Origin of the sequence: Brevibacillus sp. TJ4, from assembly GCF_044627595.2 — a bacterium.
Taxonomy (GTDB): domain Bacteria; phylum Bacillota; class Bacilli; order Brevibacillales; family Brevibacillaceae; genus Brevibacillus.
The window spans coordinates 2,191,187-2,215,137 of record NZ_CP185865.1 but is presented as its reverse complement, the minus strand read 5'-3'; the positions used below and the strand labels follow the sequence as shown (position 1 = coordinate 2,215,137).

Genomic DNA, 23,951 nt, shown 5'->3' with positions numbered 1-23,951 from the left:
GAATCGCTGAATATGAATATGTGTATCGTTTCATCTGGAATCGGCGTTTCCGGGATGAGCAAATCTTGACTAAATCACTCGACAAGAGGTGGAGAAGCAGCATGAAAGTATCGAGCAGAGGAGAATACGCATTACGCGCTCTTTTGCTGTTGGGTCAAAATGACGGCAGGGTGCTGCAAATCAGTGAAATTGCGGAAAAGACGCTTGTACCGAGCAACTACCTGGAGCAAATTCTGCTACAGCTCAAAAAGCTGGGCTATCTCAAAAGCAAACGAGGCATACAGGGTGGATACACGCTGCTGGTGCCTCCGCAACAGGTTACGATCGGTGAGGTCATTCGCCAGTTGGAAGGGCCTTTGGCGCCGATGGGATGTGCAAGCGTCACCGCCTACCAGCCTTGTGCGCTCGAGCCAGGCTGTCTGTTGAAGCCGCTCTGGACACTGGTGCGGGATACGGTCGCTCATGTGCTGGACCAGACGACTTTGGCAGACCTGCTGGAGCAAAAAATCGTCTCAAAAGGGGGAGGAACATTCTATGAGGGAATCGTCTAAGGCGATTGACAAGGAGTCGATTGACCGCATCATCCGTGCGCTAGAAGGGTTGGAGTACGGGTCAGTGCAGATCGTCGTCCATGACTCTGCGATTACGCAAATCGAACGAACGGAGAAGCAGCGCTTTGCGCTCGCCAAGGACGCCAAGCCGTCTGGCAAAAAAAGAGAATACGAATAAGCCGATCAGACAACTGAAGGCTCCTGACCGCTTCATCGGAAAGCGTGTCGAGGAGTCTTTTTTTGTGATTATACAAGGAGGAGAGAGGAATTGAACACGATGAAAACGCGTCTGGTAACAAGCATGTTGGCATGTATTCCCGTCCGGTCTGCCGCTCCTGGAAGAATTGAGTTCGGGCAATCTGGATGTCGGCAGGACAGGTGGCACCGACGGACGGATACAGGGCCTGGGCGGGACATAGCCGATCGTCACGATGCGAGAACTGCATCTAGTCATTGTTTTTACCCTATCACATCGGTATAGTAGGTGCATGGAAGAAGTAGAAGATAGGAGAAAAAGAGGTGCAAACCATGCTGGGTAAAATCACTGACGACGTTCAAAAGCTGGTCGTCCCGTTTCCGCGTGGCGGCAGTGTGAACTGTTTTTTCCTGCGCGGCGATCGGGGCTATACGCTGGTGGATACGGGGCTGTATTCCCCACAGGCAGTCCAACTGTGGGAGGATGTGCTGGCGAGCGGGATCGCCATTGAGAGGATCGTGATTACACACACGCATCCGGACCATATCGGGATGGCAGGCTGGCTGCAAAAGCGCCTGCACGTCCCGATCGCCATGTCGCGCATCGGCTACGAAACGCTGCAAAACATGGTCCGGGAGGCGCAGCGCCTGGAGCACGCCGACGAAGAGCTGCCTCATTCCTTTTTCATCAAGCACGGGGGACCGACTGTCTCCTACAAGAAGATGGTCACGGATATGGGAGCGTTGTTCATCGAGCCGGATATGCTGTTTGAGGACGGACAGCAGATTCCGATTGGCGACGGGCTGTTTCAAGTCGTGTGGACGCCGGGTCATGCGCGGGACGAATTCTGTTTTTACAGCCCGGACAGCAAGGTGCTGATCGTCGGGGATCACGTGCTGGGCGATATTTCACCGGTCATTTTGGTTCACAGCGACGAGGACAAAAACCCGCTTCTGGACTATTTCCAATCGTTGGAGAGAATCGTCGATTGCGACGCGAGGCTGGTGCTGACTGGGCACGGAGAGGAGATCCCAGACCTGAGGCAGCGCATCGCGGACATCGTCCACAGCCATCATGTCAGGATGGAGCAAATGATGGAGATTCTCGCAGAAGAGCGGATGTCGGCGGGAGAATTGAGTCGGCTCGTCTATCAGAATCCGCACGGAACGGGGAATGTACTGGCGCAATTTCAAACGACGCTGGCTCGTCTGTTCTACCTCGAATCCGAGGGGAAAGTATCCCGGCAGGAGCTAGACGGGCTGGTACAGTGGAAATAAAGCTGTTTGGCGGAGAGGAAGCTGATTCCTCTCTTTTTTTGTGCATGAAAAGCAGGAGTAGCGAGAGAAAAAAATCGCGGAGGGGGTGATTCCTCCGCGACTTCAGCGCGTGCGGTTTTGATCGGGAAAAACGTAGCCATAGCCGGTGTGCGAAGTCTCCATTCCGAGATTTTCCCGGGCGCCGTTTTTTTCGATTTTTCCGCCATTGTTTCCTTCCATATAATCATCGCTGGCTTGTTCGTGCGTCACCGCAAGCCCTTTTTCCGCAGTCGAGCCGCTGCCGTAGTCAGACGGATCGTACGATTCCTCAGCGATGTCTTCTGCCGCTTCGATCAGTTCCTCGTCGCGATTCATGTCAAAAATCCTCCTTGCAAGAGTTGGTACTGCTACCAGTAAAATGGTTCAACTGACACGAGTTTATACGCAAGAGCGGCAAAAAGTATCGTACAGCGATTGTCACGATGAATACGGCAGCGGCAGACTCAGTCCGTCATGGGCAAAGCGGATGCCGGGAGGAAGGGTCTTGCTGTGCTGCGGGATGTCGATGTCGTGGGAGAGATGGGTCAGCACAAGCTGGGTGATACCCAGTTGCTTTTTGAGCTCGATCGCTTCGCTGACATCGTAGACGGAGCGACGCGAGCGCTCTGCTTTTTCCTTGTAGTAGGAGGTACCCAGCACGAGCAGATCACAGCCGACAAACGACCGTAGCTGCCCATCGTCCATGCCAAACGAGTCCGGTACATACGCCCAGGTGCAACCTGTACTCTGAAAGCGGATGCCGCAGGAGTGGCCATTTTGACCGTGATTGACCGTGTGAAAGGAGATCTGCCATTTGCCGCGTTGCCAGACATCTGCGGCGATGTATTCGATCCCCCTGCGTTTGAGCAAATACGGAAAGCGCGCATGCAAAAGCTCAATGTTCGTCGTGGGACTGATGACCTGGCAGTGCCGTTTGTTCCAAAAGCAAAGATCGCCGAAATCGCCAAATCCGCCGATATGATCGTTGTGGCAGTGCGTGATCAGCACGGTGTCCGGTATGCGCTTGTTCCCGTACTGCAAAAACTGCTCGCGAAAATCGGGGGAGACATCGAGCAGCATGACGCTCCCCTCTGACGCAAAGAGAACGCTGGAGCGTCGCCGTTTGTGAATCGGATCATACGACGTGCATACCGGACAATCGCACATCATGCGGGGGACCCCCTGTGCATCACTGGTCCCGAGAAAGGTGAGCATATCAGACATCAGCCAGACTCCTTTCACGATAGAATACATGGGAAAAATACAGCTTGTTTACAAAAAGAGGTTTTCGGACTGTTGTGAAAATTGTAAAATAAAGGGAAGGCCCGCATTTGACCCACCATTTTTCTGGAAAAGAGGGGACCGTACAGATGGCAGACCTGGATCCACAAGCAAGAAAGCAGTTGGATATCGTCAGTCAAATGCCCGACATCTCCGGAATGGAGCCGCAGGCAGTACGCGAGCTGATCGCGCAATTTCCGGCGCCCCAGGTCGAACTGGAGCCGCTTGCGTCCGTAGAGGATCGGATGATCGCCGTGGGGAGGGAAAGCGAGATTCGCATCAGAGTGTATACACCTGCCGGCGATGCTGTCCTACCGCTGTTTGTATACTACCACGGTGGCGGATGGGTGCTTGGCAGCATCGAGGCAACGGATGCAACTTGCCGGATGATCGCCAATCGTACGGGACATATCGTCGTCTCCGTCGATTACAGGCTCGCACCGGAGCACAAGTTTCCGATTCCTGTTGAGGATGCGTATGCAGCCCTGATCTGGGTGCATCGCCATGCCGCATCATTAGGCGGCGATCCGTCACGCATCGTCGTCAGTGGCGACAGTGCCGGGGGAAATCTGGCGGCAGCCGCATCGCTATTGGCCCGGGACAGAGGGGGACCAACGCTCTTGGCACAGGTACTGATTTATCCGGTAACAAGCCTTGGATACGATACGGGCTCCTATGCCGAATTTGAAAAAGGCTTCGGGTTGGATCGCGAGCGAATGATCTGGTTTGGCAATCATTATATCCGAGACGAAGCTGACAAGCGAAATCCATACGCCGCTCCGTTGACCGCTGCCGATCTCAGACAGCTTCCTTTCGCCTATGTGGTGACGGCTGAATACGACGTGTTGCGCGATGAAGGGCTTGCGTACGCGGAAAAGCTCAAGGAAGCAGGCGTCCCGGTTGTCTATACGTGCGAACAGGGATTGATCCACGGTTATTTTACCAACATGCTGCTGTTCCGGGAACGGATCGAATCCACAATTGGGCAAATCGGCGTTTTTTTAGAGACGACAGTATCCTCTCCGGACGTACAGGGAGAGACGATTGAGTAGCACCGCAAACGGTAAGGAGGGTATGTCTTGGAGATTCAGCCAATCAGCGACAGCATCTATCGGATTCCGATACCGGTTCCGTTTCCGATGAAGTACATGTACAGCTATCTGGTCAAAGGCAAGGAAGGCTGGGACATGATCGATGTGGGACTGCGCTATCCTGCGGCACATGAGGCATGGCTTGCCGCATTTGCCAGCTTGCGGATAGAGCCGCAAGACGTACGCGCCATCTATATTACGCACTTTCATCCGGATCACGTCGGACTCGCTGGCTGGATGCAGCAGCTTACCGGAGCGCCGGTGCTGATCAGTCCGGTTGATATGCAGATGGTGACGAACGTCTGGGGTCCAGAAAGCTACGAAGCTGCTCTCATCGGCCAGATGTGCCGGACAAACGGAGTGCCGGAAGCGCTGACGAGCGAAATCGTGAGTAACATGAATCAGCTCAACAAAAGCGTACTGCCGCTTCCGCTAATGACGCCTCTGACGGACGAGGAGGTGGTTCTCGGAGATGAGCAGTGGCGGGTGATTGCGACACCCGGTCACAGTGACGGGCATCTCTGTTTTTACCAGCCGCAAAAGCGTCTGCTGATTTGCGCTGATCACATCATGGAGAAAATTACGCCAAACATCAGCTTGTGGCCAGGCTGCAGGCCAAATCCGCTGGACGATTACCTCGAGTCCTTGAAATCGATGAGCGAGCTGGAGGTAGATGTGGCACTGCCCGGGCATGGCGATCTGATTGCCGACTACGGCGGCAGGATTCGGGCAATCATTGCGCATCACGATGAACGGCTGCAACATATGTATGCGCTTGCAAAAGAAGGTCGCACGGCGTACCAGGTCGCAGAGCTCCTGTTCCGAGAAAAAGAGCTTACTGCTCACCAATGGCGTTTTGCGATGGCGGAAACATTGGCGCATCTGGAGTTTTTGGTCAAACGCGGCTGCCTTGACAAAAGCGAAGAGAAGCAGGTCGTCTACCATGCAAAGGGCAAAGCGGTCATATCGCTGACCACCTCGTTCGTATAATGCAAAATGGCAAAGGGGGAATGGATCGATGAATGGAGTTGTCGTCGAGTACGAAAAACAGATCACGATCGTCAAGCTGAACAATCCGGGCCGAGCCAATGCGCTTAGCCGATTCGTTGTAGAAGACCTGGCAAAGCAGGTAAATACGCTGGCACAGGATCAAAGCCTGCGTGCCGTTGTCTTTGCATCCGGGGAGAGCAGAGCATTTTGTGCGGGAGCCGATTTGAAGGAAAGGCAGGCGATGAATGAAGAACAGATCGTCGCGTTTGTCGGACTGCTGCGCGACACGCTGGATGCGATCGCCCGGCTTCCGGTCCCGACGATCGCTGCAGTAAACGGATTGGCTTTGGGGGGCGGCTGCGAACTGGCTCTCGCCTGCGATATTCGCGTCATGGAAGAGGACGCTGTCATTGGTTTGACCGAGGTATCGTGGGGCATTATCCCCGGTGCCGGCGGGACCCAGCGGCTTTCCCAGCTCGTAGGAGCAGGAAAGGCAAAGGAACTGATCTTTACCGCAAGAAAATTGCTTGCATCGGAAGCGGAACAGATCGGACTGGTCGAACAAGTATGTCCTGCCGGTCAGGCATTTTCCCATGCCCTGCAACTGGCAGAGGAGATCGCTCGCCAGGCCCCTGTTGCCGTAAGATTGGCAAAAGCGGCAGTACAAAGCTACGATGCTGCCCTCCTGCAAAACGGCCTCGAGGCAGAATGGCGCTACTACCAGCAGACGATCCCGACTGCGGATCGGCTGGAAGGACTGGCGGCATTCCAGGAAAAACGCAGCCCCGTCTACCAGGGAAAGTAACGGCAGGAACAAGCTCAGACAGGCAGAAGCTGGGACAGACGGCCAGCTCTGCGTCGGCAAAATAGTCGCAATATTCCGTCTGTAGGTTGGCAATCCGCTAGCGAGGTGATTGACGTGAACAGCTATGCAGTCTTTCATGCTCCACAGAAAATACTGTACGGCCGCGATTCTTTTCTGCAAACAGGCAAGGAGGCAGCCGCGACCCAGGCCAAAAAAGCCTTGATCGTAACGGACGAGGTAATGACCAGGCTCGGTTATGTCGATCAGTGCGAACAACTGCTGCTTGCCGAAGGGATTTCAAGTATCGTCTATCGGGGGGTGGCGACAGAACCGACGGATCAGTACGTTGCCGAAGCGCTCGCCCTGTTGCAGCAGGAGGCATGCGATTTGGTCATTTCCCTGGGAGGCGGAAGCTGCATCGATACAGCCAAAGCGATCGTCGTCCTCGATGCCAACGGGGGATACATCGGCGACATCCGCGAAAGGCCGGATTGCCTTGCGCCGCGCATTCCGCACATTGCGATTCCGACGACGGCGGGAACAGGCTCGGAGGCGACCGATGTTACTGTCATCACCAACACCGCAGACGATGTCAAAATGATGCTGAAAAATCCCGTCCTCATGCCGACGATCGCCATCGTCGATCCGTACCTGACCCGCTCTGCGCCGCCGTCTGTCATTGCTGCGACAGGTATTGACGCGCTCTCGCATGCGATCGAAGCATTCCTTTCGAAAAAGGCGCACCCGCTGACGAACACCCTGGCTACATCGGCGATTCAGCACATCACCAGCTCCTTGAAGCGTTCGTACGACGATCCGTACGACCTCGATGCGAAAGAGCGCATGTGCATTGGCTCATTGCAGGCAGGAATGGCATTTTCCAACGCATCGGTCGCCTTGGTTCACGGTATGTCCCGCCCGATCGGCGCCTTGTTCCACGTTCCGCACGGTATTTCCAATGCGATGCTGCTCCCGGCTGTACTCGAATTCAGCTTGCGGGACTGTACGAAGGAACTGGCAGCTCTACTCCCCCTGTTCCAGCCGGAAACAGGCAGGGAACTTATGACAGTCAACGAAAAGGCGCAAGCGACAATTCAGCAAATCAAAGAGCTGTGCCAGCATCTGCACATTCCCAATTTGCGCGATTGGGGCATTCCCGAGCAGGCATTTCGAGCGTCGCTGGAAAAGATGGCACATGATGCACTGGCGAGCGGAAGTCCAGGCAATAATCCGCGAGTGCCGACAAAAGATGAACTGATCGCGCTGTATGTGACCTGCTATGACTACACGTATGATGAGCGCCCGATCGGTCAGAATCGATAAACAAATACACGACAATCCAGGAAAGGCATCCCGCGTGATGCCTTTTTTGTTTGGCATGGATAGAACTTCCAAACGCAAGAAAGAATAGCTACTAGTATTTTCTCAAAACGAGGGGTGTTCACGTGCACACGCAATCTGACGTCTTGGATTCTTTGATCATCGGCGTTGACGTCGGTTCTACGACCGTCAAGGCTACTGTGGTAAACCCGAAAAATAAAGAGATCCTATGGTCAGACTATCAGCGCCACCATACGAAACAGGCAGAAAAAGTTCTCGAGTTTCTGATAGCCATCGGAAATGAATTTTGCCACATCCCGCAAGAAAATATTCGCGTGTTCGTCACCGGGTCGGGGGGAGGACCGATCGTCGAACACATCGGAGCGAAGTTCGTGCAAGAGGTAAACGCCGTCACAATGGCAGTCGAGCAGTTGCATCCCGACGTCGGCAGCGTCATTGAACTCGGTGGGCAGGATGCGAAAATTATCATTTTCAAGGCGAATGAGGAAACGGGCGACAAGCAGGCGCTGACCTCGATGAACGACAAGTGTGCATCCGGGACCGGAGCGACGATCGACAAGTGCATGATCAAAGTAGGCATGCCGATGGAGGAAGTAGGAAAGCTGCATTTTGACGACAGCAAGCTGCATCACGTGGCCGCCAAATGCGGCGTATTTGCCGAGACAGACATCGTCAATCTGGTGAAAAGCGGCATCCCCGCGCAAGAAATCATGTGCTCGCTGGCGGACGCCATCGTAATGCAAAACCTGTCTGTCCTGACGCGCGGCAACACGCTGCGCCATCGCGTGTTGTTGCTGGGCGGTCCGAATACGTACCTTCCGTTTTTGCAGGAATGCTGGCGCAAGCGGATTCCGACGACGTGGGAAGAGCGCGGCTATGACTACCCGCGAGACATCCCGATCGAGGAGTTGATCTTCGTCCCCGACAACTCGCAATACTACGCTGCATACGGTGCCGTCATGTACGGCATGCATGAACCGGCTGGCGTGGGGACGTACACCGGGGTAGAAGGATTGAAGGCATTTATCGCGCACGGGCGCAAGGCAAAACTGGGCGAAAATGCCGGACCTCCGCTGGTCAACAGCCCGACCGAACTGGAAGAATTCCGCCGCCAGTACAGCATTCCCAAATTCGAACCAGCACGCTTTTCGCACGGGCAAAAAGTGCGGGCTGTCATCGGCCTGGATGGAGGCTCGACCTCATCCAAAGCGGTGCTCGTAGACGAAAGCGGAGCGATATTGCTGAAGGAATACCAGCTCTCCAAGGGCAATCCGCTGGAAGATACGAAGGAAATGCTGAAGCGGATCGACGACAGAGTGCGCGAGCAGGGAGCCGAGCTGGAGATTATCGGCTTCGGCGCTACCGGATATGCTGCGGATGTACTGGAAAAAACGCTGCGGGCTGATGTCAACATCGTCGAGACGGTCGCCCATATGATGAGCGCGGTGCACGAATTCGGCGATGTCGACGTCATCTGCGACATCGGCGGGCAAGACATCAAGGTACTCTTTTTGAAAAATGGCGACATCCGCAACTTCCGGTTGTCCAATCAATGCTCGGCAGGCAACGGCATGCTGCTGCAGGCGATGGCCGACCAGTTTGGCATCCCGGTGCAGGAGTACGCGGAAACGGCGTTCAAGGCCGATCTCTCTCCGAAGTATTCCTACGGCTGCGCGGTGTTTCTCGACGCCGACCGGGTGAACTTTCAAAAGGAGGGCTACTCCAAGGAAGAACTGTTGGCTGGCCTGGCGCTGGTTTTGCCCAAAAACGTCTGGCAGTACGTCGTGCAGATTCCGCGGATGGCGGAGCTGGGCAGAAAGTTCGTCCTCCAGGGCGGCACGCAGTACAATCTCGCAGCCGTCAAGGCACAGGTCGATTACATCAAGCAGCGCGTACCCGATGCCGAAGTGTACGTCAATCCCCATCCAGGAGAAGCCGGTGCGATCGGTGCGGCTATGGAAACGCTGCGCGTCGTCAAGCGCCGCGGGTATTCCACCTTTTTGGGGCTCGATGCCGCCATCAACCTGCGCTATCTTTCCCGCAACGACGAGTCAACCCGCTGCAATTTCTGCCCCAATCACTGCAGCCGTACCTTTATCGACTCCCAGACGCCGGACGGGCAGACCGCTCGCTACATCTCCGGGTTTAGCTGTGAAAAAGGAACCGTGGAGGACATGGACGCTGTCATCCAGTTGACGAAAAAGCGGCAGGAGCTGAAAAAGCATTATCCAAACCTGGTCGAATATGAAGCACAGCGCATGTATCAGCATTTTTACGACCCACAGCCGCTGCCGGAGCCTGACACGGAAGTGGAGGATGTGCAGGTGAAGCGAAGCTGGCTTGGCAGCACACGCAAAACAACGTACAAACGCACGTTCCAGCGCTCTGCGCAAGAGGCGATCCAGCGGCGCAGCCAACTGCGGATCGGGATTCCCCGCGTGCTCAACATCTGGTCAACGGCGCCGTTTTGGCGTACGTATTTCGAGACATTGGGGATTCACAAAAACAACATCGTGTTCAGCGACTATACGAGTGAGGAGATGTGGCAGGAAGGGGGCAAATACGGCTCGATCGACCCGTGCTATCCCTCCAAGGTCGCCCAGGCGCATATCCACAACTTGCTGTTTAAGCACCATGAAAAAAAGCCGATCGACTACATCGTCTTCCCGTGCATCACCCACATCCCGACCCATTTGCAAAACGTCATGGATTCCGCCAGTTGCCCGATCGTCGCGGGAGCGCCAAACGTGATCAAGGCGGCCTTTACCAAAGAGGTGAACTTCTTCGCGACGAGGGGTGTCACATATCTCGATCCGGCTGTCACCTTCACTGAGCGCCATCTGATGAAAAAGCAGTTGTTTGAGGCGTTCGCAGAGCATCTGATGATGACCGAGGACGAAAGCGACTTCGCCGTGGAGCAAGGCTGGCTCGCGATGAATCTGTTTGACGCGGAGATGCAGGAGCGTGGCAAGGTCATCCTCGAGCAAGTCGAGCAGGAAAACCGCCTGGCGATTTTGATGATCGGCCGTCCCTACCATTCTGATCCCGGGCTCAATCACGCGGTACTGGATGAGTTCCAGGTGCTGGGCTATCCGATTCTCTCCATGCGCTCCATCCCCAAGGACGAGGAGTGGCTGTACCGCTTTTTCCGGCATGATCTGGAAAGCGGGCGGGTCGAATACGCGCTGGAAGTGACGGACGTCTGGCCGGAAAACTTCAGCTCCAACAGTGTACAAAAGGTGTGGGCAGCCAAGTTCGCGGCGCGCCATCCGAATGTGGCCGTACTGGACTTGTCCAGCTTCAAGTGCGGGCATGACGCTCCCACTTACGGCATGATCGACTCGATTATCTCGACGGCCGGTACACCGTACTCCGCACTCCACGACATCGACGCCAACAAACCGAGCGGCTCGATCAAGATACGCGTCAAAACGTACGCCCACAGCCTGGGACTGCATGAAGAACGCCTGGAGGATTTGGCGAAGAAAAAGGCGGAGCTGCAGCAGCGCCTGGAGCAAAAGCGGCTGGAATTGCTCGGCCTGCCCGCGATCGACAATGCGTACGAGGACAGCAACCTGACGCAAACCGGCAACTGACTACTACTTTCACAACGAAAAGAGGCGAACACCCATGTCGAGCACAAAAGAAAAACCGACTGTCCAGGAGACGTTTGAGAACGAACTGCTTCGCTACGAACTCCAGCAAGCCGCTGAGCTGGGACTACACCAGGAATCGCGGACGCAATGGTTCGATCCCGTTCCTCGCCAGTTCTTGGCCAGGGATAAAGCAAGCACCACGATTTTGTTTGGCGGGCTGACGATGGCGCAGGACTACCTGGTAGAAGGCGCGCTTTCCGGACTGGGCTACAAGGTGAAGCACATGGATTGTCCCGACAATGATTCGCTGCGCTTTGGCAAGGAATTCGGCAACCGCGGGCAATGCAATCCGACGTATTTTACGGTCGGCAATCTGATCAAATACTTGACCCATCTGCGCGATGTGGAAGGCTTGTCCAGGGAGGAAATCGTCCGCAACTACCTGTTTATCACCAGCGGCTCCTGTGGTCCTTGCCGCTTCGGCACCTATGTGACCGAATACCGCAAAGCGCTGCGCGATGCCGGCTTCGATGGATTCCGCGTGCTGTTGTTCCAGCAGCAAAGCGGGCTCAAACAGGCGACAGGCGACGAATCCGCACTCAAGCTGGACGCTGCGTTTTTTATCAGCTTTGTCAAGGCGTTTCTGCTCGGAGACATTTTGAATGCGCTGGCGTACCGCATCCGCCCGTACGAAGTGGTAGCTGGCACGACCGATCTCGTCATGGAGCGCTGCAAAAACATCTTGTACGACGCGCTAAAGCAACGAAAGTGGCTGCTTCCGGCTTTGCTGGCATGCCGCAAAGAACTCGCCGCAATTGAGGTCGACCGTACCCAGGTGAAGCCAAAAGTGAGCGTCATCGGCGAGTTTTGGGCGATGACGACAGAAGGAGACGGCAACTATCGGCTGCAGCGCTTTTTGGAGAGCGAAGGGGCGGAAGTGGACGTACAGCCGCTGACGGCCTGGGTCCTGTTCCTCATTTGGGAAGGGCGCCACGACACCCGCAAACGGATGGAGCTGCGCGGAGAAGATTCCGGTCGGCATGGGCTGGAAGGCAAAAATCCGGTTGCCCGACTGCGGATGCTGTGGGTCGCCGATCGCGTCCTTCGCTTCATGTTCCAAAGCTACGCCAAAGTGATCGGGCTAAACGGTTATCATCTGCCTGACATGGACGAAGTGGCCCGCGTAGCCCATGCGCATTACGACAACCATGTACGCGGCGGAGAAGGGCATATGGAAGTCGGCAAGCTGATCCTCAACGTCGTCAAACGCAAGGTAAACATGACGATTTCCGTCAAGCCGTTTGGGTGCATGCCGTCTTCCGGGGTATCTGACGGTGTGCAGTCGCTCATTACCGAAAAGTACCCGGATGCGATCTTTCTCCCGATCGAAACGACGGGAGACGGCGCGATCAACGTGTACAGCAGGATCCAGATGATGCTGTTCAAAGCCAAGCAGGCAGCCAAAAAGGAGTTCGACGAAGCGCTTGCCAAGCGAGGAATTGCCCCGGACAAGCTCGCGCACTACAGGAGGGCGAAGACATTCAGTCGTCCGCTGAAAAAAAGTCCGCATGTCGTTGCCAGTACCGCTGCCAACGCCGTGTACAGCATCAGCCGGATGTACAACAGCTTTTCCCTGCGCCGCAACAAACGGATGACAGAAGGGATTCCACAATAAAACGCATGTGTCCCGATGTACGAAAGAGGGTTCCTGTGCTTGTCGGGAACCCTTTTTGCCATCAAATGAGCAAAGCAGGAGCCAGTGAGTAATGAAAGGAAGATTGGGAGAAAATACTCATCGTTCGCGCAGGATGCCAAAAAAGCCAACGCATGTGCGCCGAAACGATACGCCACGATGATTGGAGGGCAGCCCGATGAAACCGGCTTCGGATCAGCGCGTCACGCTGCACGGTTTTAACAACCTGACGAAGACCCTGAGCTTCAACATGTACGATATTTGCTACACCAAGACAAAAGCGGAACGGGAAGCGTACCTGGAGTACATCGATGAACAGTACAATGCCGATCGGTTGACTCACATTTTACGCAATGTGGCAGACATCATCGGCGCGCATGTACTGAATATCGCCAAGCAGGACTACGTTCCACAGGGCGCGAGTGTCACGATGCTCGTATCGGAAGGACCGATCGTCGAGGTACCGACGGAATCGTACGAGCAATCACCCGGTCCTCTGCCGAACAATGTCGTCTTGCAAATGGACAAAAGCCATATTACCGTCCACACGTACCCGGAGTATCATCCCGATGAAGGAATCAGCACGTTTCGGGCAGATATTGACGTCTCGACATGCGGGGAGATTTCGCCGCTGAAAGCACTCCATTACCTGATCACTTCGTTTGATACCGATATTATGACAATGGATTACCGCGTCCGCGGCTTCACGCGCGACATTAACGGCCACAAGCTGTTTATCGACCATGAGATTCACTCCATCCAGAACTACATCCCCGATGAAATCAAGAAGCAGTACGACATGATCGACGTCAATGTGTACCAGGAAAACATTTTTCATACGAAGTGCAGGCTAAAAGAGTTTGATCTGAGCAACTATTTGTTTGGCTATACGAGTGATGCACTGAGTGAAGAAGAACAGGCAAACATCATCGAGAGCCTGCAATGGGAGATGGACGAGATTTTCTATGGCCGAAATATCACCTGAAGCGAGTCGATACACAAAACCGCCGATGCAGATGAGCAAACCAGGACATCGGCGTTTTTTTTCTGATAGGAAAATCCAGACAGGGAAAAGTGGCAGGTAGTGCTGCTCCGTAGAGTCCGCTATAAAGTTCAGTCGGTTATGTTCCGGTGCGAAATGAAAAGATCAGTAATAGATTATTTGCTTATGAATAAATATATAGTATAATCAAAGTAATCGAATCGTTGTGGTGAATTTTGGAGGAGCCTGTCACACAAGGCTCCTTTTTGCATTTTTTTAGGTCTTCATCGCAACAGTTCGGCATCCTATTACAAAAACAGACACAGAAAGGATGATCCCCACTGATTTACATTCTTCAACTCGCTCTCATTGTACTTTGCACCAAGCTGGCCGGAGATGTCAGTGTCAGACTTGGTCAACCTCCAGTACTGGGGAAATTGATCGTTGGGATTCTGATTGGACCTGCATTCTTGGGCTGGATCGAACCTTCCGAGTTCATCGAGATTTTTAGCCAAATCGGGGTTCTGCTGCTGATGTTTATGGCGGGGCTTGAAACCGATGTTAAAGAGCTGAATAAAAACCGCAATGCTTCGCTCATGGTAGCGTTGGGTGGCGTAGTGTTGCCATTTGCAGGCGGTTACGTTGCGGGGCTCATGGTCGGAATGGAGCAGTCTCACGCCGTTTTCCTGGGGCTCCTCCTGTGTGCTACTTCTGTTAGCATCACCGTTCAGTCGCTGAAAGATTTGGGCCGCCTGAATACAAGAGAGAGTACGACCATCCTCGGTGCAGCCGTAGTCGATGATGTGCTGGTCGTTGTATTGCTCGCTTTTGTGATGAGCATGCTCGTTGGCGGAGACGTAAGCCTTGGAATGGTTGTACTGAAAAAACTCATTTTCTTCGTCACCATTTTCCTGATCGGCTGGAAAGTCGTTCCGATGTTGATGCGTTTCCTCGCGCCATTGCGGGTCACCGAGGCAGTCATCAGCGCAGCGCTGATCATCTGTTTTGGCTTCGCCTACTACGGCGAAATGCTCGGTATTGCCGGAATCATCGGAGCTTTCGCTGCCGGTATCGCGATTTCGCAAACCAACTATAAAAAAGAGGTGGAGCACAAGCTCGAGCCGATCGCATACTCGATCTTTGTTCCCGTCTTTTTCGTCAGCATCGGTCTCAATGTGACCTTGGACGGAATCGGCAGCCAGGTCGTCTTTATTATCGCGCTTACGATAATCGCGATTCTCACCAAGCTCATCGGTTCTGGCTTGGGAGCAAGACTGACCGGATTCAACATGCATTCCTCCATGGCGATTGGCGCAGGTATGGTCTCGCGTGGAGAAGTAGCGTTGATTATCGCGGCAATCGGACTTGAATCCAGCCTGTTGGCGCCAGAATATTTCACGTCCATCGTCATCGTGGTAATCCTGACTACATTGGTGACTCCACCGATGCTCAAGCAAATCTTTGCCAGAGAGAAAAAGGCTTCGACGACAGAATTGCAGGGATAACAGAATCCTACAAAAAACCAGTTGGCTTTCGTGCCGACTGGTTTTTTCTTTGTCCGGATCAGGACTTTCGCCATGCGTGAATGTAAAGATAGTGCTAGATCAAGTAATTTGCGTCTAGTGACGAATAATTGTCTGAAAATTATAATTACGGCAACGGCTGGAATCGGAATTGTCTCGTCACACGCACGCGAGATACAGCCAGCGGTGGAGAGAAACAGGCTTGCCCGTACGATAGAGCGCGGAAAGATTCGGAGAAGAGAGGTGTTTCTTGCAATGCAGCGTTCCAAACGATTTGAACTGCTGGAAAAACGGTCCGTCAACCAGGATGGGTTTGTCAGCGAATGGCCAGAGATGGGTTTCGTAGCCATGGCAAGCCCGAACGATCCCACACCTTCCATCAAGGTGGAGAACGGGAGAATCGTCGAGTTGGACGGCAAGCAACGGGAAGACTTCGATATGCTCGACCAGTTTATCGCGGACTATACCATTGATGCAAGCGTCGCAGAAGAGGTGATGCGAGTCAACAGCGTCGACATTGCCCGTAAATTGGTCGACATTCACGTGCCCAGAGCCGAAATCATCGCACTGTCCAGAGGGATGACTCCGGCGAAGGTATTGGAAGTGCTCAATTGCATGAACGTAGTCGAACTGATGATGGCGTTGCAAAAAATGCGGGCGAGAAAGACACCCTCGAACCAGTGCCATGTGACGAATGTGCGCGACAACCCGGTACTCATGGCTGCCGATGCAGCGGAGGCAGGGATTCGCGGATTCGACGAACAGGAGACGACAGTAGGGGTTGTGCGGTACGCCCCTTTTAATGCGTTGGCCCTTTTGATCGGCTCGCAGACCGCCAGAGGCGGGATTTTGACGCAGGATGCGCTCGAAGAAGCGACAGAGCTTCGGCTGGCCATGCTCGGCCTGACCGCCTACGCTGAAACGATCTCGATCTACGGGACGGAGTCGGTGTTCACCGACGGCGATGACACGCCGTGGTCAAAGGCGTTTCTGGCATCTGCCTACGCCTCGCGAGGAGCGAAAATGCGCTTTACTTCCGGGACCGGATCAGAAGTGCAAATGGCCGGAGCAGAAGGCAAATCGATGCTGTACCTGGAGATTCGCTGTGTGATGATGGCAAAAGGCGCAGGAGTCCAGGGATTGCAAAACGGCTCGATCAGTTGCATCGGCGTGACGGCAGCCGTTCCCAGCGGACTTCGTGCGATATTGGCAGAGAATTTGGCGACCACGATGTTTGATATGGAAGTGGCATCTGGAAATGACCAGACTTTTTCCCACTCGGCGATTCGCCGCAGCGCCAAAATGCTGTGTCAAATGCTGCCGGGAACCGATTTTATTTTCTCCGGTTACAGCGCTGTACCAAACAGCGACAACATGTTCGCCGGATCGAACATGGACTCATCCGACCTCGACGACTATTTGATCCTCCAACGCGATCTGATGGTCGACGGCGGGTTAAAGCCTGTCGATGAGAGCAGCGTCATCGCGATCCGGTACCAGGCAGCCAAGACGTTGCAAGCGGTATTCGAGGAGTTCGGTTTTCCCGCGATCACGGATGAAGAAGTGGAGGCGGCGACGTATGCGAACAGCAGCGACGACATGCCGCCGCGAAATGTCGTGGAGGACCTGAAGGCGGCACAGCGGATTTTGCAGGATGGAATCACGGGCTATGATGTCGTGCTGGCCTTGGCCAAGCGTGGCTACACCCAGACGGCGGAGCGGATTTTTAACATGCTGAAGCAAAGGGTTGCCGGAGATTATTTGCATACATCGGCGATTATCAACAAAGACAATGTAGTCATCAGCGCGGTCAATGATGACAACGATTACACGGGACCGGGAACCGGATACCGGATGAGTACGGCGAGGTGGAATGAGATCAAGACGATCCGGCAAGCGATCAGTCCCCAGGACTTTGACTAAGGGAGGTGACCGAGATGAGTGTACCTGCGCTTTCTATTGAGATGAAGCTGTCCGAAGGGGAAGCCGCCCGTCCTGGGACCAATCCCCGGGAAGTCGTGGTGGCGATCGGTCCCGCTTTCGGCAAGGCAATGAACAAGACGATCGTCATGGTCGACCACGCGTCTGTCTTGCGTGAAGTTATTTCCGGCATCGAAGAACAAGGCGCGATACCGCGCATCATACGCAGTCTGCATACCGCGGATTTGGCGTTTATGGCCCATGAAGCGGCGAAGCTGAGCGGTTCGGGAATCGGCATTGGCTTGCAATCGCGGGGAACGACAGTCATTCATCAACGTGACCTGGACCCGCTGAGCAATCTCGAACTGTTCCCGCAATCGCCGCTGATCACGTTGGACACCTACCGTTCGATTGGCCGGAATGCAGCTTTATACGCCTTGGGGGAAAGTCCCAATCCCGTCCCGGTCGTCAACGACCAGATGGCCCGTCCGAAATACCAGGCAGTGGCGGCAATCCTTTATCTGAAAGAGTGCCAGCATCTTGTACCCGGGGCAAAGTCGGTGGAAGTAACCGCGCAATTTTCGATACGAGAATAGGGGGATGAAGATGGATACATTGACGAAGGAACATTATCCTCTTGGTTTGAAACGGCCAGATCTGCTGCAATCGTTTACGGGAAAAGCGTACGAGGAGCTCACCTTGCAAGCGGCCTTGGAGGGGAAGATCACGAGTGCAGATTTGCGTATCCATCCGCAAACGCTGCTGATGCACGCTGACATTTGCGACAGTTTGGGCAGGCAGCAGTTGGCGCGCAATTTTCGGCGAGCGGCAGAGTTGATCGGGATTCCCGATGCGCGGATTTTGGAGATTTACAATGCGCTGCGTCCGAATCGCTCCACAAAGGAAGAACTGCTGGCAATCGCGACAGAATTGGAGCAGCAATACGGTGCGGTCGAAAATGCCGCCTTGGTCCGCGAAGCTGCGGAGGTATACGAAAGGCGCGGCAAAGTAAAAAAACTTGAGGTTTGAAGCATCATGGGACGCGTAGTCGCCGGTGTAGATATTGGCAACTCGTCGACAGAAGTGGCGCTCGCACGAATAGAAGGGCAGCAAACCACTTTTTTATCGCAGCATCTGGTGAAAACGACAGGCATCAAAGGAACTGTCGCCAATGTGACCGGGATCAGGCTCGCTTTGCAGGAAGCGGTGAAAAAAGCGGGGATCGACATACGCCAGATAGACCTGATCCGGCTAAACGATGCGGTACCGGTCATCGGTGACTTGGCGATGGACGTCATCAGCGAGACGATTATTACCGAGTCGTCGATGATCGGGCACAATCCCGACTCTCCCGGCGGTGCCGGACTGGGTGTCGGCATCACGGTGATGATCGATCAGCTGTGCGCAGTCGCAGACAAAACGCTGGACTACATCGCCGTCATCCCGAAAGAGTTCGATTTTGAATGGGCGGCGCTCCAGCTTACCCGTGCAGAAAAGCAGGGCATATCGGTGACGGGGGCGATCGTGCAGAAGGATGACGGGGTACTGATTCACAACCGCATCGGCAAAAAAATGCCGATTGTCGATGAGGTGTCCTTGATCGAAAAGGTTCCGCTCGGGAAGTGGGCGGCCGTCGAAGTCGCCCTGCCTGGCCATGTCATTCGCACGTTGAGCAACCCCTACGGACTGGCTACTGTATTTCAGCTCGATCCGGATCAAACCATCCAGATTTCCCCGATTGCCAAGGCTTTGGTCGGGAACCGCTCGGCTGTCGTCATCCGCACCGCCCAGGGAGAAGTAGTGGAGCGAAAAATCGAGGCCGGACGGATGATTCTAATCGGAGCCCAGTCCCGGATGGAAGTGTCGATTCACGACGGTGCGGATGCGATTATGCGCGCGTATGGACGGCTCGGCACGCTCGTGGATGTGTACGGCGAGCCGGGTACGAATGTCGGCGGAATGTTCAACGGTTTGCGGCAGGACTTGGCAGACTTGACCGGACAGGCGCTCCACGAAATCTCGATCTCGGACTTTCTCGCTGTCGATGCGGTAGTGCCTGCATCCGTTCGCGGCGCGATGGCAGGCGAGCTGGCGATGGAAAGCGGCGTCGCACTGGCGTCGATGGTCAAGACCGATAAAGTCCCGATTCAAAGGGTCGCCTCCGTGCTGGCTGAAGCGACGGGCGTGCCGGTCGAGGTCGGGGGAGTGGAGGCAGAGATGGCGATACGCGGTGCGTTGACGACGCCGGGCACAAGGGCGCCGCTCGTCATTCTCGATATGGGCGGCGGTTCGACCGATGCGGCGATGATGGATGCAGCGGGCAACGTGATCTCGATTCATCTCGCCGGAGCCGGTGACATGGTGACGATGCTCATCGACTCCGAGCTGTCCCTGGGTGACAAAGAATTGGCGGAAAAGATCAAGAAGCATCCCCTGGGCAAAGTGCTCAGCTTGTTTCATATGCAGCTGGAAGACGGCACCATGCTGTTTTCCGAGTCGCCCTTTCCCGCGCATACATTCGGCAGGGTGGTGATTCGCGAAGAACGGGACCTGACTCCACTGCCTACCCGCGCCACGATGGAAAAAGTCCGGGACATTCGCCGCAGCGCAAAACGCAGGGTGTTTGTCACCAATGCCTTGCGCGCCCTGCAGCGAATTGTTCCAACCGGGAATCTGAAGCACCTGTCGTTTGTCGTCATGGTTGGCGGATCTGCACTCGACTTCGAAATTCCGCAAATGATAACCGAGGAATTGGGCAGGTACGGGATCGTCGCAGGCTTTGCCAATATTCGCGGAACAGAGGGACCGCGCAATGCGGTCGCTACGGGTCTGGTCCTATCCGCGGCGGCAGGGACAGACGGAGGTCTACGATGAGACGGCAAGACATCGCGATCCCTGTCGTCTACGAGGATGGCGTCGCAGCTTCGTCCATCAGGCAAATTTGTGCAGGGTTGGAAGAAGAGGCGGTCCCGTTTCGCCTGCATCGCTTGAGCAATACAGCCGGTCAGCAGCTCCCCGAGGCAGTAATCGCGCAGATGTCTGCCTTGCAGGTCGGAATCGGCGTCGAGCGCAATGGCTGTCTGTCCTTGTACCACGAAAAGCTGGGGAGACAACCTTACTTGCAGGACAGTCAGCAACATGCGCGCAGGATCGGGAAGAACGCTGCGCGCCTGGTCAAGGGCTTACCATTGCATATCGAATAAGGGAGGATGAGAGCAATGAAAGACATGAGCCTAGGATTGGCAAAAGTGATGATCGAACAAGCCGAGAGGGAAGCGAACAAAATCGGCATTCCAATGGTCATCAGCATCGTCGACGATGGGGGGAACCTGGTCGCCTGCCACAGAATGGACGATGCCCTGTTAGTCAGTGTCGAGCTGTCGCAAAACAAAGCCTGGACGTCAGTCGCGCTGAAAATGCCCACACACGCCTTGACGCCGCTGGCCGGTCCGGGCGCAGAGCTGTACGGGATCCATACGAGCCACAACGGACGCGTGGTCTTGTTTGGCGGCGGCATACCGTTGACGAAGCAGGGCAAAATCATAGGCGCTGTCGGGGTCAGCGGCGGTTCGGTTCAACAGGATATTCAGGTGGCACAGGCGGCAGTAGATAGTTTCGAACAACAAAATACCAGCGTATAAAAACAGGACAGGAGCAGTGTGCGATGGGAGCGAATGCAAAAAAAGAAGAGATATGGATGGTGGACCCGTCAGCGAATCTATCCGATTACGAGAGTGCAAGAAGCAGCTTCGACTGGAACGAGATCGAAGCGACGTTTAGCTGGAAGCATACCGGCAACGTCAATATCGTGTACGAGGCAATCGACCGTCATGTCGACGAGGGCAGGGGAGATGCCCTCGCCCTCGTCTATACGGATGGCGTACGGGAAGAGCGGTATACGTTTCACCAGCTTCGTACGCTTTCCTGCCAGTTTGCCAACGGTCTGCGAAAGCTGGGCATCACACAGGGAGATCGCGTCTTTTTGTTTATGCCGCGCAGTCCGCAATACTATGTGGCGATTCTCGGCATCGTTCGCATCGGGGCGATTGCCGGACCGCTCTTTGAAGCGTTTATGCAGGAAGCTGTAAAAGATCGGCTGTCGGACAGCGGGGCTGTTGCGATCGTAACGACAGCCGATTTGCTGGAGCGTATTCCCGCAGAGGAGTTGCCAGCGCTGCGCCACGTGATAGTGGCAGGAAGCGAACAAACTGACGGACAAGGACACACCCGCTTTGACGATCTGATGCACGTTTCAGACGAGTACGTTATCCAGTGGGTCGAGCGCGAAGCGGGGATGCTCTTGCACTACACGTCCGGCTCGACCGGCAAGCCAAAAGGAGTGCTGCAGGTCCATGACGCCATGCTGCACCAGTTCGTTTCCGGCAAATGGGTGTACGATTTTCGCCCAGGAGATGTTTACTGGTGCACGGCCGATCCGGGCTGGGTCACCGGAACGTCTGCGGGCATGTGGGCACCGTGGCTGCATGGCATCACCATTGTGCTGCGTGGTGGACGTTTTTCTCCTGCCGATTGGTACGCGACACTCGAGCGGTACAAGGTCAATGTCTGGTTTAGTGCCCCGACAGCGTTCCGAATGCTGATGGGAGAAGGCGACGAATTGCCCAAACGGTACGATCTGTCCCGCGTAAGGCACGTGTTGTCCGCAGGCGAACCGTTGAATCCCGAGGTCATCCGCTGGGGGCTTGAGGTACTCAAACAGCGCATTCACGACAACTGGTGGATGACGGAGACAGGCTCGACGATCTGCGCCAACTACCGCGCGCTGCCGATCCGGCCCGGCTCGATGGGCAAACCGCTGCCCGGAATCCACGTCTCGATCATCGATGACAACGGCAACGAACTGCCGGTCAACACAATCGGAAATTTGGCCATTCGACCACCGTGGCCGGCGATGATGAGAGCCATCTGGAACAACGAAGCAAAATACAAGGACTACTTCCGCAACGGCTGGTATGTTTCCGGGGATTCCGCATATATGGATGAAGCGGGATACATCTGGTTTCAAGGGCGGGATGACGACCTGATCAATACCGCGGGTGAGAGGGTAGGTCCTTTTGAAGTGGAGAGCACCCTGCTCGAGCATCCGGCAGTAGCCGAAGCAGGCGTGATCGGCGTCCCCGACCCGGTGCGCGGCGAGATCATCAAGGCCTTTATTACGCTTCGGAACGGTTTTCTTCCCACAGAGGAGCGAAAAGAGGAAATTCGCCGCTTTGTGAGAGAACGCTTGGCTGCCCATGCAGCTCCGCGCCAGATCGAGTATTGCGACAAACTTCCCAAAACGAGATCCGGCAAGATCATGCGCCGCGTGTTGAAGGCGAGAGAGCTTGGCTTGCCAACGGGCGACCTGTCGACCTTGGATGACTAACGCGCTGTGAAATAGAGGAGTTTTCCCCGCCATCACGAAAAACTCTAAAAGTGTTGTGTAGGGGAGGGATACCTGTGACAGCTCTTACCTTGCGAGACATTGTTCGCGTAGAAACGCTTCAGGAAATTCAGAACCGCTTTGCCGATGCTACCGGACTGGCCGTCGTCATTACCGACGAAGAAGGCACGCCAGTTACGCAGGCGAGCAACTTCACGCAGTTTTGCACGTTTATTCGTTCGTCCGAAGCAGGGCTGAAACGCTGCATGCTTTCGGACGAACGCGTCGGGATTATGGCTGCCAGACAGGGAAAGCCGGTAATTCACCGCTGCCATTCGGGTCTGGTCGATTTGGCCGCACCCGTCATCCTCAACGACCAGTACCTGGGCGCTGTTCTCTGTGGACAAGTGCTGATGGAGGACTTCGACAGGGAGCAGCTCCACAGCATCCGTGCCCGGACAAAACGGCTCCCCGTCGACCAGGCGGTGCTGGATGAGTATTTCCAGCAAATTGATTTTACGACGAAAAAACGGATCGAAGCAGCGGCGGAAATGCTGTATCTCGTCGCGAATTACATCATCAAAATGGCAGCGACACAACTCGCACAGGAAGAATTGTTCGAGAAGAAACAAAAATTGATGGAAGAGCTGGAGGTACGGACGAGACTGGAAAGATCGCTGAAAGAGGCGCAGCTCCGTATCCTGCAAGCGCAAATCAATCCCCATTTTCTGTTCAATACGCTAAATACGATTTCATGCCTCGCCTATCGTGAGGGCGCAAGCGAGACGCAAATGATGACCTACTCCTTGGCGAAAATGTTGCGCTACAGTCTGCGAACGATCGATCAACTGGTCTCGTTTCGCGACGAGTGGGAACATGCGAAACATTATCTTACTATTCAGGAATCTCGCTTTCGCGGCAGAATTCACTACAGCGAACATCTGCACATCGATCCCGAAGCCGTGAAACTGCCGATTTTATGCTTGCAGCCGATTATCGAAAATGCCATTGTACACGGTTTGGAGACACAACAAGGCGCGATCAGGATACGGGTATCGGCGTACTACGAAGATGATCGGGTTGCAATCGAAATCAGCGACAATGGCGTGGGGATGTCCGAGCAAGTCAGACAGGAGATTCTCGACGGCGTCCATACAAACAAAAGCAGCCGTACAACGGGAATCGGCTTGCAAAATGTGCACAAGCGCATCCAGTATTACTTTGGCGAAGACATGGGCATTACCGCGATTGAGAGCGTAATCGGAAAAGGCACAATGGTTCGGCTCACCATTCCAAAGTGAGGG

General features: G+C 54.8%; 21 protein-coding genes. 19 read left to right on the top strand and 2 right to left on the bottom strand.

Annotated features, from left to right (window positions below):
* Positions 1 to 101: 101 nt before the first annotated feature.
* From ACAF76_RS10810 to ACAF76_RS10800, 3 genes are all read left to right on the top strand, one after another.
* The gene (locus ACAF76_RS10810) at positions 102 to 551 is read left to right on the top strand and encodes an RrF2 family transcriptional regulator (RefSeq protein WP_400163565.1); all 450 of its coding nucleotides are present in this window, start codon (positions 102 to 104) and stop codon (positions 549 to 551) included.
* Positions 535 to 729, top strand: coding sequence for a YezD family protein (locus ACAF76_RS10805; RefSeq protein ID WP_400163564.1), 195 nt, complete (start codon positions 535 to 537; stop codon positions 727 to 729). Before ACAF76_RS10810 ends, ACAF76_RS10805 begins: the two co-directional genes overlap by 17 nt.
* Positions 730 to 1,079: 350 nt before the next feature.
* A complete protein-coding gene (locus tag ACAF76_RS10800) occupies positions 1,080 to 2,024 on the top strand; it encodes an MBL fold metallo-hydrolase (protein ID WP_400163952.1) in 945 nt (314 codons plus the stop codon).
* 102 nt (positions 2,025 to 2,126) lie between these two features.
* Here the strand turns inward: ACAF76_RS10800 and ACAF76_RS10795 are convergent, their stop codons facing one another.
* Positions 2,127 to 2,378 carry a YozQ family protein gene (locus tag ACAF76_RS10795; protein WP_400163563.1) on the bottom strand — a complete coding sequence of 84 codons (252 nt, stop codon included), beginning with the start codon at positions 2,376 to 2,378 and terminating at the stop codon, positions 2,127 to 2,129.
* A gap of 102 nt (positions 2,379 to 2,480) precedes the next feature.
* Positions 2,481 to 3,266: an MBL fold metallo-hydrolase gene (locus tag ACAF76_RS10790; RefSeq protein WP_400163562.1), complete on the bottom strand. Its 786-nt coding sequence runs from the start codon at positions 3,264 to 3,266 to the stop codon at positions 2,481 to 2,483.
* A 146-nt stretch (positions 3,267 to 3,412) separates the two neighbouring features.
* Between ACAF76_RS10790 and ACAF76_RS10785 the strand changes: the two genes are divergently transcribed.
* From ACAF76_RS10785 to ACAF76_RS10710, 16 genes are all read left to right on the top strand, one after another.
* Positions 3,413 to 4,375, top strand: a complete 963-nt coding sequence (locus ACAF76_RS10785; RefSeq protein ID WP_400163561.1) for an alpha/beta hydrolase — start codon at positions 3,413 to 3,415, stop codon at positions 4,373 to 4,375.
* A gap of 27 nt (positions 4,376 to 4,402) precedes the next feature.
* Positions 4,403 to 5,404, top strand: coding sequence for an MBL fold metallo-hydrolase (locus ACAF76_RS10780; protein WP_400163560.1), 1,002 nt, complete (start codon positions 4,403 to 4,405; stop codon positions 5,402 to 5,404).
* Between the two features lie 28 nt (positions 5,405 to 5,432).
* On the top strand, positions 5,433 to 6,209 hold the full coding sequence (locus ACAF76_RS10775) for an enoyl-CoA hydratase-related protein (protein ID WP_400163559.1): 777 nt from the start codon (positions 5,433 to 5,435) through the stop codon (positions 6,207 to 6,209).
* Positions 6,210 to 6,323: 114 nt separating this feature from the next.
* Positions 6,324 to 7,532: an iron-containing alcohol dehydrogenase gene (locus ACAF76_RS10770; protein ID WP_400163558.1), complete on the top strand. Its 1,209-nt coding sequence runs from the start codon at positions 6,324 to 6,326 to the stop codon at positions 7,530 to 7,532.
* Positions 7,533 to 7,654: 122 nt separating this feature from the next.
* Positions 7,655 to 11,146 (top strand): BadF/BadG/BcrA/BcrD ATPase family protein, encoded by a 3,492-nt coding sequence (locus tag ACAF76_RS10765; protein ID WP_400163557.1) that lies wholly within the window; start codon positions 7,655 to 7,657, stop codon positions 11,144 to 11,146.
* Between the two features lie 34 nt (positions 11,147 to 11,180).
* A complete protein-coding gene (locus ACAF76_RS10760; protein WP_400163556.1) occupies positions 11,181 to 12,821 on the top strand; it encodes a 2-hydroxyglutaryl-CoA dehydratase in 1,641 nt (546 codons plus the stop codon).
* Between the two features lie 196 nt (positions 12,822 to 13,017).
* Positions 13,018 to 13,824, top strand: coding sequence for an adenosylmethionine decarboxylase (gene speD, locus ACAF76_RS10755; RefSeq protein ID WP_400163555.1), 807 nt, complete (start codon positions 13,018 to 13,020; stop codon positions 13,822 to 13,824).
* Positions 13,825 to 14,162: 338 nt separating this feature from the next.
* The gene (locus tag ACAF76_RS10750) at positions 14,163 to 15,326 is read left to right on the top strand and encodes a cation:proton antiporter (protein ID WP_400163951.1); all 1,164 of its coding nucleotides are present in this window, start codon (positions 14,163 to 14,165) and stop codon (positions 15,324 to 15,326) included.
* Positions 15,327 to 15,599: 273 nt separating this feature from the next.
* Positions 15,600 to 17,267, top strand: coding sequence for a propanediol/glycerol family dehydratase large subunit (locus tag ACAF76_RS10745; RefSeq protein WP_400163554.1), 1,668 nt, complete (start codon positions 15,600 to 15,602; stop codon positions 17,265 to 17,267).
* A 14-nt stretch (positions 17,268 to 17,281) separates the two neighbouring features.
* A complete protein-coding gene (locus ACAF76_RS10740; RefSeq protein ID WP_400163553.1) occupies positions 17,282 to 17,860 on the top strand; it encodes a propanediol/glycerol family dehydratase medium subunit in 579 nt (192 codons plus the stop codon).
* Positions 17,861 to 17,870: 10 nt separating this feature from the next.
* Positions 17,871 to 18,293: a diol dehydratase small subunit gene (locus ACAF76_RS10735; protein ID WP_400163552.1), complete on the top strand. Its 423-nt coding sequence runs from the start codon at positions 17,871 to 17,873 to the stop codon at positions 18,291 to 18,293.
* A gap of 6 nt (positions 18,294 to 18,299) precedes the next feature.
* Positions 18,300 to 20,138: a diol dehydratase reactivase subunit alpha gene (locus tag ACAF76_RS10730; RefSeq protein WP_400163551.1), complete on the top strand. Its 1,839-nt coding sequence runs from the start codon at positions 18,300 to 18,302 to the stop codon at positions 20,136 to 20,138.
* The gene (locus ACAF76_RS10725) at positions 20,135 to 20,467 is read left to right on the top strand and encodes a glycerol dehydratase reactivase beta/small subunit family protein (protein ID WP_400163550.1); all 333 of its coding nucleotides are present in this window, start codon (positions 20,135 to 20,137) and stop codon (positions 20,465 to 20,467) included. Before ACAF76_RS10730 ends, ACAF76_RS10725 begins: the two co-directional genes overlap by 4 nt.
* Before the next feature lie 15 nt (positions 20,468 to 20,482).
* Entirely contained in the window at positions 20,483 to 20,905 is a 423-nt protein-coding gene (locus ACAF76_RS10720; protein ID WP_400163549.1) for a heme-binding protein, read from the top strand.
* A gap of 23 nt (positions 20,906 to 20,928) precedes the next feature.
* On the top strand, positions 20,929 to 22,650 hold the full coding sequence (gene acsA, locus ACAF76_RS10715) for an acetate--CoA ligase (protein ID WP_400163548.1): 1,722 nt from the start codon (positions 20,929 to 20,931) through the stop codon (positions 22,648 to 22,650).
* A gap of 74 nt (positions 22,651 to 22,724) precedes the next feature.
* On the top strand, positions 22,725 to 23,948 hold the full coding sequence (locus ACAF76_RS10710; RefSeq protein WP_400163547.1) for a PocR ligand-binding domain-containing protein: 1,224 nt from the start codon (positions 22,725 to 22,727) through the stop codon (positions 23,946 to 23,948).
* The last annotated feature ends 3 nt before the right edge of the window (positions 23,949 to 23,951 follow it).